Origin of the sequence: Ruegeria sp. THAF57, from assembly GCF_903914075.1 — a bacterium.
Taxonomy (GTDB): Bacteria; Pseudomonadota; Alphaproteobacteria; order Rhodobacterales; family Rhodobacteraceae; genus Ruegeria.
On sequence record NZ_CAIWNQ010000005.1, the window covers coordinates 138,644 to 150,476 of the forward strand.

Genomic DNA, 11,833 nt, shown 5'->3' on the forward strand with positions numbered 1-11,833 from the left:
TATCCTCGCTGAACAAATCAGCCAAAGGACCGCGCGATGCTGGACAAAAGCCACAAACCCACCTGGACCAGTTTCGAGGAGGCGACCAAAGCCGACTGGGATGCCGTCATCGAATATGAAGAGGCCTATAACGCCGCTCTGCCCGACCGAATTCTGGATGCGATCCGCTCGCTGGACGAAGACTGGACGCCGTACCCGGTGAATCGCTACCAGCACAGTCTTCAGGCCGCGACCCGTGCCTATGAGGATGGCGCGGATGAGGAATTGGTCGTAGCGGCCTTGATCCATGACACTGGCGATATTCTGTCCCCCTACAATCATGGTGAGTTATCAGCCGCAATGATGAAGCCCTATGTCAGCGAAAAGACCTATTGGATTTTGAAACATCACTGTGTCTTTCAAGGGTACTACTACAACCACCATTGGGGCGGAGATCGAAATGCCCGCGACAAGTACCGCGACAGCCCGTACTGGGAGGACTGCCGCTATTTTTGCCACGAATACGATCAAAAGGCGTTCGACCCGGACTATCGGACCAAACCGCTGGAATTCTTCGAGCCGATGCTGCGCCGCGTGCTGAGCAAGGGCAACGGGCACATGGAGCTGAACGAAACGTCCGAGGGTTAACAGGCTGCCATCAGCCGATAGACGACTTGTGCCGCGGTAAAGTCCCACGCTGCATTGCCGTCGGGGGCCAGCTCGACCACATCGAAACCCACGCATTTGCGGCCTTTCAGGGCGTGTTCGACCAATCGCAGCGCCTGATAATAGCCCAAACCGCCCGGAACCGGGGTGCCGGTGGCGGGCATCAACGAGGGGTCCAGACCGTCCACGTCAAAGCTGACATAGACCAGCTCGGGGAAGTCCTCGGGCAGGTCGACCGCGTGGATGTTGCCTGTGACCAGCTCCTCGGCGTCGACGTGGAAGACGTGGTTTTTCAACCGGCTTTTGGCCTCTTCGGTCGAGAACGCGCGGACCCCGAACTGGGCCAGTTTGATGCCTTCTTCTGCCAAAAGGTGCATGACCGACGCGTGAGAGTGTTTCTCGCCCTGATACGCATTGCGTAGGTCGGCATGGGCGTCAATTTGAACGATGCCGATGGGTTGGTTCAGCGCCCGCGCCACGCCCATTACCGCGCCGTAACTGAGCGAATGCTCCCCGCCCAGCGTCACAGGCACTTTGCCCGCGCGAATGGCGGCCTCGGTGCGTTGGGCGAGTCGCTCCATAACCTCGGGCAAGGGGGCGTCGCAATCCAGCGGGTCTTCTGTGAAGATGCCTTCGACGCAAGGCTCGGCATGGCCGGTGATGCGCTCCAGCTCATTGCTAGCCTCGATGATAGCGTCGGGGCCTTTGGCGGTGCCCGAGCCATAGGACACGGTGCGCTCCAGCGGCACAGGGATTACGCGGAACCGCGCGTCTTCGGTGCGTTCAGACGCAGTTAGTTCACTGTCGAGGAAAATGCTCATGAGAGGCGGTCCTTGAAGTCTTCATAGCTAAACTGTTTGATGATCTTCAGTTCGTCCGTTTCGCTGTTCCACAGGGCGATGGTTGGCAAGGGAACGCCGTTGAACGTGTTGGTCTTGACCATCGAGTAGTGCGCCTGATCGAGAAAAGCGAAACGCTGGCCGATTTCCAGCGGTTTGTCCCATGTGTAGTCGCCGATCACGTCACCGGCCAGGCAGGACGGCCCGCCAAGGCGGTAAGTATGACCTGCATCAGCCTCACCCATCAGGGCGGGGCGATAGGGGGCCTCGATCACGTCGGGCATGTGGCAGGTGGCCGAGATATCGGTGATCGCAAGGGGCATTCCGTTAGTCGGCAGGTCGAGGACTTCTCCGACCAGAATCCCTGCGTCCAAGGCGACGGCCTCGCCGGGTTCGAGGTAGACGTCGATACCGTATGTCTCACGGATGGATTTGATGAATTCCACGAGCTCGTCCCGGTCGTAGTCATCGCGGGTGATATGGTGCCCGCCGCCGAAATTCAGCCATTTGAGCTGGCCGAGGAAGGGTTTGAGTTTCGGCTCGACCGCGGCCCATGTGCGTTGCAGCGGTTCGAAGCCCTGTTCGCAGAGCGTGTGCATGTGCAGCCCGTCCACGCCGGTCAGAGTGTCTTCGGTCAGTTGGCTGACGGGTGTCCCAAGGCGTGAACAGGGCGCGCAGGGATCGTATTTGGGAATCTCGCCTTCGGAATGTTCCGGATTGATGCGCAGGCCGATCTGCACATTGGTCGCTTGGGCTTTGGCGAGGAAGCGGTCTTTTTGCGCGGGCGAGTTGAAGATGATGTGGTCGGAGAGCGACAGGATTTCGTAGATATCCGCGTCTTTGTAGCCAGCGCAGAAGGTTGCGACCTCACCACCGTATTCCTCGCGGCCCAGTCGCGCCTCATAGATGCCAGAGGCGCAGGTGCCACCGAGGTGTTGGCGCACCAGCGGGGCCAGTGAGAACATTGAAAACGCTTTGAGCGCGCTGAGGATATGTGCGCCGGAGCGGGTGCCGATCTCGGAGAGGATGGTCAGGTTCCGTTCGACCGCTTTTTCGTCGACCACAAAGCAGGGTGTGGGGACGCGGCTGAGGTCGAAATTGCGGAAGGCACCGGCGTCTCCGGCTTGGGTGGTCATCATGTCGGACATGTCGGGCGTCTCCGATTGTGGAGAGGCCGGGGGGCCAGCCCCCCGGACCCCCCGGGATATTTTTAGCCAGATGAAGTTCTGGATCTAGAACTCGACTGGGCCGTCAAGCTCGTGGACCTGCCAGGGCAGGCCTTGTGTGTTCAGCATGTCCATGAAGTCGTCCGGGTCGAGCTGTTCCATGTTCCAGACGCCCGGTTGCGTCCAGTTGCCTTTCAGCACTTGGGCTGCGCCGATCATGGCGGGGACGCCGGTGGTGTAGCTGACGGCCTGGCTGCCGACCTCGGCGTAGCACTCTTCGTGGTCGCAGATATTGTAGATGTAGTAGGTTTTTTCCCCCGACCCGTCCTTGGCCTGACCTGTGGCGATGTCGCCGATGCAGGCTTTGCCCTTGGTCTCCGCGCCCAGATCGCCGGGGTCGGGCAGCAGGGTTTTCAGGAACTGGATCGGGATGATCTCCTTGCCGTCATGCATCACCGGGTCGATGCGGGTCATGCCGACGTTTTCCAGCACCTTGGCGTGGGTGATGTAGGCATCGCCGAAGGTCATCCAGAATCGGGCGCGCTCGATCTCGGGGAAGTGAGTGCTAAGCGATTCCAGCTCCTCGTGATACATCAGGTACATGTTTTTGGGACCGATGGCGGGGAAGTCGAATTCGACCTTGTGGGTCATGGCGGGGGAGTGTTGCCACGCGCCGTTTTCCCAGTGACGCACTTCGGCCAGCACTTCGCGCAGGTTGATTTCCGGGTTGAAGTTGGTGGCGAATTCCTGGTCGTTGCTGCCGCCATTGGCGTCCAGTACGTCGATCTGGCGGATCGTTTCCAGCTTATGTTTCTTGAGCCATTTCGCGAAGACGGATGTCACACCCGGATCGAAGCCCGAGCCGAGGATGGCGGTCAGGCCGGCCGCTTTGAAGCGCTCCTGATAGGCCCATTGCCAGTGGTATTCGAACTTGGCTTCATCCTCGGGCTCATAATTCGCAGTGTCGAGGTAGTGGATACCAGCCTCGAGGCACGCGTCCATCAGCACCAGATCCTGATAGGGTAGGGCGAGGTTCACGAGAATCTCGGCCCCGGTTTCCTTGATCAGTTTGACCGTATCTTCGACCTTGTGGGCGTCCAGTTCAGCGGTCTTGATCTCGACGCCGACGCGATCCTTGACGGCCGCTGCGATGGCATCGCATTTCGATTTCGTGCGACTGGCCAGAGTGATTTCGGTGAAGATATCTAAATTCATCGCCATCTTGTGCACGGCTGCGTGGGATACGCCGCCAGCGCCGACAACCAGTGTTTTGCCCATGGTGTGTCTCCTTTTTATTCGTAATAGGTGTAGCCGTTGATCGAGTCGCGATAGGCTCTCATCAGGGTTTTGCGGTCCTTGGCTTGCAGAGTACCGGTCGAGATCGCCTCGTCCACCATTTTGCGGAAAGCGGCGACGCAGTCTTGCGGGTCGAATTCGACATAGGACAGGACCTGACTGATCGTATCGCCTTCTTGTTCATGCAGCAGATCAAAGCCGCCGTCGGCGCGAAGGTCGATGGTGACGACGTTGGTATCGCCGAACAGGTTGTGCAGGTCGCCCAGCGTTTCCTGATAAGCGCCGACAAAGAAGACGCCCATGAAATACTCGCCCTCATTCGGCAGGGAATGAACTGGCAGGCTGGGTGAGACGCCGTCAGCCAGAATGAACTGGTCGATCTTGCCGTCGCTGTCGCAGGTGATGTCTGACAGGACAGCGCGGCGGTCGGGGGTTTTGTTCAGGCCCTGTAGCGGCACGATCGGGTGTAGTTGGTCGATGGCCCAGACATCGGGCAGGGATTGGAACAGCGAGAAGTTGCAGTGGTAGATATCGGCCACTTTCTCAAGCTGATCATCAACATCCGTGTCCAGATCATCGCTTGCGGCCAGCGCCTTGAGGCGGGCCATGAGCGACAGGTAGATGCGTTCGGCGCGCGCCATCTGGCGCAAATCGACATAGCCGCGTCTGAACAGTGCGCGCAGTTCGTTGCGATAGAATGTGGCGTCGTTCCAACATTCCTGCAGGCGGGTTTTGCTGAGGTATCCGTGAACGGCGGCGAGGTCAGCGACCATGTGGTGATCGTCGGGTTCAACCTCGGGGCCGGTGGGGGCGTCGTAGAGCGTGCTTTCCAACACGTTGAACACCAGCATCGACGAGGTCGCAACCACGGCCCGTCCGCTTTCAGTGACAAGCGTGGGGTGGGTAATCTCGGCCTCATCCATCGCGTAGGCGACGGTTTCAACGACGTTGGCGCAGTATTCCTCGACCGTGTAGTTGATCGAGTTCTCGGCGGCTTTCTTCTCGCCCGTGTAATCCACGCCCATGCCGCCGCCGAGGTCCAGATGGGTCAGCGGTACGCCTTCGCGCGTGAGTTCGGTGTAATAACGACACGCCTCACCCACGGCACGGCGCACGTCGTTGACGTCCTGCACCTGAGAGCCCAGATGCGAGTGTTGCAGTTTCAGGCAATGCAGCAGGCCCGCATCGTGCAGCTTGTCTACCGTGGCGACAAGCTGGTCAGTGTTCATGCCAAAGGCCGAACGGTCGCCCGAGCTTTCTTCCCATTTGCCGCTGATCTGGTTGGTCAGCTTTACCCGCACGCCGATCAACGGTTCGATGCCCAGCTCGTTATAGACCTCGATCACCGTGTCGGCCTCTTTCGGGCTTTCCAGAACAATGACGGTGTTAAAGCCGATCTTGCGGCTGAGGATCGCAAGCTGAATGAACTCGGCATCCTTGACGCCATTGCAGACGATCAGCGCTTCGGGGGCCAGACGATGGGCCAGCGCCACGACCAACTCAGGCTTTGATCCGGCCTCAAGCCCGTAATTGTATTTCTTACCGAACTCGACGATGCGGTCGACGACCTGCGCTTGCTGGTTCACCTTGATTGGAAAGACGCCGCGATAAGAGCCTTTGTAGCCCACGCGCGCAATGGCGTCGCGGAAGCTTTCGTTCAGATGCGCAATTTCATGTTCCAGATAAGAGGAAACCCGCAGCAGCATCGGCGCCTTGATCCCCCGATCATCCAGATCGGCCAGAATTCCGGGCAGGCTGATCGCGGCGGTCTTGGGGGCCAAAGGATTGCGCAGACCGATTTCACCCTGTTTCGTCACCTCGATCAGGTCTTTGCCCCATTTATCAACCCCGTAGATGGAATGCGGTGCGTCGGGCGTCTGTTTCAATCGAGTCAGTCCTTAACTCAGAGGGGAGCCGGTGTTGCGCCTGCCAATACGGTAGCTGTTTGATTCTTCCAAGTGTAATCTAAGGGGGGGTGTTTGCCCAAATTACGCGGGACGTCCCACGGGGATCAGGTGGTTGTCCCATTGGCAGTGCTGCCGGGCCGTCGTTTTGACCGTTGTTCCCAGCGTTCCAACCGCGCCGGTGCCGGTGGTGTAAACAAGCCCGTCTGCGCTGGAGCCAAGTCCGCAGACGTCATCCAGTTCGAAAACACCTATCAATTGACCGTCTTCGACACGAAACTGGTGCAAAGCGTTTCCACGGGGACAGGTGATCGCGATCGATGCTCCATCGCCGGAAAAAGCGATGCTGCCGGCATAGCCTTGCAATCTGCTTTGATACGCATTCGGGGCGGCTAGAAGGCGGATTTCGTCGCCCGGTCTGTGCAGGCCAAGCAGCGGCGGGTGTTCAGTGGTTTGACCCTGCCACTGGGTCGCAAACCCAATCAGCCCGTCAGGCCGGACCGCCAGATGACGGATCGAGTTCTGGCGCAGCCCCGGCGGCAATTCGGCCTGTTCAAGCATGGAGCCGTCGAGGCCCAGATAGGTGAGGTTCGGCTGCATGACCGGCAGGTTCAGCTTGGTGCGGCCGGTGTCGGGGTGCGTTTCAATCCCTCCGTTGGCGATGACCAGTGTTTGCCCGTCGGCCATAAGGCGAATGTCATGGGGGCCGGTTCCCCCTGACGGAAATTCGCCTAACCGAGTATATTGTGCAGTCTCCCAGACACCGATCACGCCTTCTCCGGCTTCGTAGTCATTTTCTGTTGTGAATAGTCGGGTGCCATCCTGTGAAAATGCGCCGTGACCGTAGAAGTGTCTGCCGTAAGGCGCGTTTAACGCCGCGGTTTGCGCACCTGTTGTGCAGTCGATGATCACGGCAAAGGTTCCCGGTCGCCGCGCGAAGGCAACAGCCTGCGGGCGATGGGGGTGCGCGGCGGCGGCGTGGCCTCGGGCGGGCAAGGTCAGTGAGAACAGAATACTTCCATCCGCCAACAAACCGACCAACCGGTGTGATCCATCAGGAAACAGGGCGGCGGCCAGATAGTCGGGCGCACCGACGGCCGCCCATCCTTGTGTCGGGGCAACGCTTAAGGCAGCCAGTCCTGCCAGAAATCGGCGGCGGCTGGTCATACCTTAATCACCATCTAATGCGTTAAACCCGGCGTTGATGCCCAAAGTCGGGCCAAGTTCAGTTGTGGCGACCGACCGGATGTCGTTGATCGACTGCTGCAGTGCTTCAACCCGCAATCGCCCCTGAGGTGTCGCAACGCCCGCAAGCACCGGATCATCCAAACGCTGCGCGCGGTCGATTGCCTTTCCGAACGCTTTGGCCAGATCGGAGGCAACCTCGGGGTGATCAGCCGACAATCGCGCCGCAAGATCCCGCAATGCGATCAGGGACAATTCGACATGGCGCAACGAGCGTTCAGATCGCCGCGCTTCGGCACGCTTGGGCCGGGGGCGGTCGAACGCTCCTAATGGCCGCCCGAGGCGGGTGTCGGCTGTGAACTCCAGCCCGGTGACAAGCGCCTTGTACAGCTCTTGCATGGCTTCATCGTCCGAGCGGAATGCGCTTTGGCCTCCGGTTGTGGTGATTTGATTTGCGTATGACGCCCAATCCGTATCAATCACTTTGGCGTTGCGATTGATGTCGACTGCGATTGCTTGAACAAGGGCGCATCGGTACGGCTCGTCTTCGGTTTCCATGAAGGCGGTGTCGTACAGCATCATCTCTAACGCAAAGAAACCGCGACCTGCGACTGAAGTCTCGGCAAACCCATCTGGCGTTTCAATGGCGGAATCCTGAACCGCGATCAGACCGGACAGCGCTTTGGGTGTGAACCCTTTGGTGTCGGGCCAGAACGCCAGTGCAAAGGCCCGGTTGTCGGCCTCGGAGGGACCGAACCGTAAATGGCTTACCGCGATCCAGCGATCAAAAGCAGCATGATAAGCCGCGCGCAATTCGGGGGATGTGGCTGCGCAATCCCACTGCGCCGCGCTGCTAAGTGCATCGGTTGCCTTGGACAAACGCGCATAGCCGGGCAGGATGTGCCCTTCGACCACGTCCGTCAGGATCGGCCCCCGGTCCTGAGCTGTTGCGGGCAAAGGGGTCATCAGAGCGCAAGCAAGCAGAACGGCACGCACTATAGGCTCTCCAAAAACCGAATGAGGGCCGCACGGTCTTCCTTGGGCAGCGTGACAACCTTGTCGCGTGCCCCCTGAGCTTCGCCGCCATGCCACAGGATAGCTTCCAGTAGCGATTGCGCGCGACCGTCGTGCAGGAACTGGGTATGCCCCGAAACCTGCTCCGTCAGGCCAATCCCCCACAACGGCGGCGTACGCCACTCGCGCCCTGTCGCGCGGGCCTCAGGACGGTTGTCGGCAAGACCCTCGCCCATGTCGTGCAACAGCAGGTCGGTATAGGGCCAGATCAATTGGAAACTTTGCTCGGGCCGGTCTTCCAGCCGGTGCGTGACGTGTGACGGCGTATGGCACGCGGCGCACCCGCTGTCGTGGAACACGCGCTTGCCGTGCAGTACTTCGGTGTCGTCCACGTCGCGCCGCTCTGGCACGCCCAGGTTGCGGCTGTAGAAAACGACCAAATCCATGCCCTGCTGGTCTATTTCAAACGTGCGATCGTCACCGTCCCCGTGCGGGGCGCTTACACACTCTGCCTGCAATTCAGTGCAGTCCCCATGCGCTGCCGGGTACATGGGACTTGAAATCCCGATGTCCCCGGCAAAGGCCGCAGCGGATTGCTGCGCAATCGTCGGCATACCAGCCTTATGCCCAAAGCGGCCCATCATCGGCGCGCCATATTCGATCGACCAAACGATATTCGGTCGGCCCGAAACACCATCGCCATCTGCATCGTCGGGGTCAGCCTTGGCGAGCAGGTCATCGACGGGGATCGCCTCAAGCAGTCCCAACCCGATCATCTGCGGTGCGACACGGGGGCTGAGCATCGCATCGGGGTGCAGAGGGCCATAGCCCAGATCAACGGCCTCATAGGTTGGTTTGCGCAAGACGACAGTTTCATCGCCCGAAAGCTTTATGGGCACGTCCTCGTAGGTGATGTCCAACCTGTATTCCGCCGGGTGACCGGGCAGGGACAGGTCCTGCATCTGTCCGCCGTAGTTCGGCTCGGGCTGTGTGGCGATGTAGTCTTTGATCTCCTGTATCTGATCCCCGCCGGGGACCGACACACGCAGAAACATCGAAATGGCGTTGTCATCCGGCCCATTCGGCGTGTGCCCCCGACCATCCTTGAGGTGGCAGCGTTGACACGAGCGCGCGTTGTATAGCGGCCCCAACCCGTCCGAAGCCAGAGTGGATGACGGCGATGAGACCCAGATTTTCTTGAACAGCCCATTGCCGACTTTGAAGTCGAGTTCCTGCGCGAATTCCAGATTGCCGGACGGTTGGGAAAACGCGTCCGCGTCGGTGCGCAGGCGCACGGTTGCTGCACCCGCAGGTAGTTCTTCGAACCTTTGTGGGGCGTCGAAATCCAACGGAGCAGCCGTCGCAGCCGCAATCCGGGATTTTTCGTCTTCGGTTCTGGGGATGACGTTTAAGTGCAGGTCCTGCAACTCGGCCGACAGGGATGGGGTCGCCGCGCAAACGACCGCCACCGCAAACAAAAGCTTACTCGCCTTCATCCATTTTCGATGCGTTGAGGTGTGCATAATTGGCCTCGCCGATCCTTTCAAACAGATCAAGCTGCGTTTCAAGAAAATCAATATGCCCTTCTTCATCGGCCAGTAATCCTTCAAACAGAGACATGGTGACGTAGTCCCCGGCGCTCTGACAATATTCGCGCGCTTCCTTGTAGAGGGCCCTGGCGTCAATCTCTACCGCCAGGTCGCATTCGAGTGTTTCCTTCGGGGTTTGCCCGATGCGCAAAGGGTCCAGCTTCTGAAGGTTTGGATGGCCGCCGAGAAAGATGATCCGCTCGACCAGCTTGTCAGCGTGCCCCATCTCTTCGATGCTTTCCTCGCGGCTTTTCTTGGCCATGTGACCAAGACCCCAGTCTTCCTGCAGACGATAGTGAAGCCAGTACTGGCTGACGGCCGTCAGCTCATGCCGCAGAGACTTGTTTAGATATTCTATGACCTTTGGGTCGCCCTTCATTCGTATTCTCCTGTGTTGCTCCGGTGCGCAACGCACGAAGCTGCATGGGGACTTCCAGTTTGTCGTTGGACCGCATCGTGTCTAAGAAAAGCGGCATGCAGCCGCCACAATCCGCAGACTTTCCAAGGGCATGGTAGATCTTTCCGGGCGTGATGACCGCAAAGGGATCAGCCGTGCGCATCCAGTCAATCGCTGCTTGGATGTCGTGATCCGTTATATTTGTGCAGTGGCATACGATCATGGCGACTCGGTGCTCGATAGATTTCTTACTCAATTAGTAAGTTATTTGTCCTTGATCCAGAGTCAACGGGTGGGTCTCCGGTTTCAGGAATGCCAGAGGCGTGGCAAAAGACGCGCCTCCGGCAAAAATTGAGTTACTGGAAAACAGCGTTTGGGTTGTCCAGACTGTCCGAGCCTTCAAACTCGATCTGGTCCAGTTCCAGAGCTGTGACGATCCGCTCGATCGTTTTCGTCTGATCGACCAGACCGTTAACACCACCCATGATCAGTTGCTCACCGCCTTCGTTGCCACGCTCGAGCATCTGGTCATAAGCAAACCCGGCCTCCGCCGTGGATTTCAAGCGCCCCAGCGCCTGCATTGTGTTCGCCAGCTTGATCTTCATCTCGGCGTCCAGTTCCGGATTGCTTGACGACACCAGATCAGACAGAGATGCGCCGCTGACCGGGGTGCCGTCTATGCGGGTATAGTTGCCCAGATAAACATTCTGGATACCAAGCCCGTCATAGTAATGGCTGTTGTGTGTGTTGTCAGAAAAGCAATCATGTTCTTCCTCGGGGTCGTTCAGCATCAGGCCAAGGCGCATCCGCTCACCTGCCTGTTCACCGTAAGACAGCGAGCCCATTCCGGTCAGAATGGCAGCGACACCGGCGGTTTCGTCCGCTGCCAGAGCGGCCCGCGCTTCACCGCCTTCTTTCCATTGATCGGCCATCCAAGCCAGATCGCTGACCAACAGGTCGGTGGCCGCACTCAGGTACTGCGCGCGGCGGTCGCAATTGCCGCCTGTGCATGCGTCGCCCTGCACGTAGTCCGTGAAAGGACGGTTTCCTGCGCCCGAACCGTGGCCGTTCAGGTCCTGACCCCATAGCAGGAATTCAATGGCGTGATAGCCGGTCGCAACATTGGCCTCGATCCCATCCGCTTCGTGCAGGGTGTCGCTTAGAAGGGCCGGGGTGATCTCGGAGGCGTCAATTGCTTCACCTGAAAGGTCGAAGCTGGGATTGGCGATCACGTTTAGCGCAGCGAATTCGTTTTCGTCGCTCGGGCCGCCATAGGACGCATCGACATAGTCGATCAGCCCTTCGTCCAACGGCCACGCGTTAACCTTGCCTTCCCAGTCATCGACAATGGCATTTCCAAAGCGGTAAACTTCGGTCTGCTGATAGGGCACACGCGCCGCAATCCAAGCGGCCCGGGCAGCGCTCAGTGTCGCGTCCGACGGGTTCGCGATCAGCGCATTCACAGCCGTCTGCAGAGACTTTGCCGCAATCAGGCTGTCGTCGTACTTCGCCTCGGCAATGTTGGCATAAGTGGTCAGGACGTCCGACTTGGACTGGTCTTCACCCGCGGCAAACGCGGTAGATGCGGTTAGGGTCAGGACGCTGGTGGCGGCAAATAACTTTTTCATCGGGGTCAGATCTTTCTTTTCAGAAACGGGGATCAGTGCGCTTGGCGGCACCGATTGGCCGATAACTGAGTGAAAAAGTCAACAATGTCAACCTGACTTTTATTGTCGGATATTTTATCGCCGATGCCTGCGCACTCCCCATATCTGGTGGGGTTTTGGGGGCTCGTGTT

The 11,833-nt window shown here is 59.0% G+C and carries 11 protein-coding genes; 1 reads left to right on the forward strand and 10 read right to left on the reverse strand.

What is annotated here, in order from left to right:
- Positions 1–36 precede the first annotated feature (36 nt).
- Complete coding sequence (locus RUESEDTHA_RS14100; protein ID WP_180887422.1) at positions 37–627, forward strand: HD domain-containing protein; 591 nt, start codon at positions 37–39, stop codon at positions 625–627.
- On the opposite strand, the gene speB is transcribed toward RUESEDTHA_RS14100, so the two are convergent.
- The 10 genes from speB to RUESEDTHA_RS14150 all read right to left on the reverse strand — a co-directional run bounded on the left by speB (position 624) and on the right by RUESEDTHA_RS14150 (position 11,663).
- Entirely contained in the window at positions 624–1,466 is an 843-nt protein-coding gene (gene speB, locus RUESEDTHA_RS14105) for an agmatinase (RefSeq protein ID WP_180887423.1), read from the reverse strand. The genes RUESEDTHA_RS14100 and speB overlap by 4 nt on opposite strands.
- Entirely contained in the window at positions 1,463–2,632 is a 1,170-nt protein-coding gene (gene nspC / locus RUESEDTHA_RS14110) for a carboxynorspermidine decarboxylase (RefSeq protein ID WP_180887424.1), read from the reverse strand. Before nspC ends, speB begins: the two co-directional genes overlap by 4 nt.
- Before the next feature lie 84 nt (positions 2,633–2,716).
- Complete coding sequence (locus RUESEDTHA_RS14115) at positions 2,717–3,928, reverse strand: saccharopine dehydrogenase family protein (RefSeq protein WP_180887425.1); 1,212 nt, start codon at positions 3,926–3,928, stop codon at positions 2,717–2,719.
- 14 nt (positions 3,929–3,942) lie between these two features.
- Positions 3,943–5,832, reverse strand: a complete 1,890-nt coding sequence (speA, locus tag RUESEDTHA_RS14120; RefSeq protein ID WP_180887426.1) for a biosynthetic arginine decarboxylase — start codon at positions 5,830–5,832, stop codon at positions 3,943–3,945.
- Between the two features lie 102 nt (positions 5,833–5,934).
- Complete coding sequence (locus RUESEDTHA_RS14125) at positions 5,935–7,017, reverse strand: DUF1513 domain-containing protein (RefSeq protein WP_180887427.1); 1,083 nt, start codon at positions 7,015–7,017, stop codon at positions 5,935–5,937.
- Between the two features lie 3 nt (positions 7,018–7,020).
- Positions 7,021–8,031: an imelysin family protein gene (locus RUESEDTHA_RS14130; protein ID WP_180887428.1), complete on the reverse strand. Its 1,011-nt coding sequence runs from the start codon at positions 8,029–8,031 to the stop codon at positions 7,021–7,023.
- Entirely contained in the window at positions 8,031–9,545 is a 1,515-nt protein-coding gene (locus RUESEDTHA_RS14135) for a di-heme oxidoredictase family protein (protein ID WP_180887429.1), read from the reverse strand. The genes RUESEDTHA_RS14130 and RUESEDTHA_RS14135 overlap by 1 nt, the downstream gene beginning before the upstream one ends.
- Positions 9,532–10,017 carry a bacterioferritin gene (gene bfr / locus RUESEDTHA_RS14140; protein ID WP_180887430.1) on the reverse strand — a complete coding sequence of 162 codons (486 nt, stop codon included), beginning with the start codon at positions 10,015–10,017 and terminating at the stop codon, positions 9,532–9,534. The genes RUESEDTHA_RS14135 and bfr overlap by 14 nt, the downstream gene beginning before the upstream one ends.
- Positions 9,965–10,258, reverse strand: a complete 294-nt coding sequence (locus tag RUESEDTHA_RS14145) for a bacterioferritin-associated ferredoxin (protein WP_180887505.1) — start codon at positions 10,256–10,258, stop codon at positions 9,965–9,967. The genes bfr and RUESEDTHA_RS14145 overlap by 53 nt, the downstream gene beginning before the upstream one ends.
- 133 nt (positions 10,259–10,391) lie before the next feature.
- Entirely contained in the window at positions 10,392–11,663 is a 1,272-nt protein-coding gene (locus RUESEDTHA_RS14150; RefSeq protein ID WP_180887431.1) for an imelysin family protein, read from the reverse strand.
- Positions 11,664–11,833: the final 170 nt, after the last annotated feature.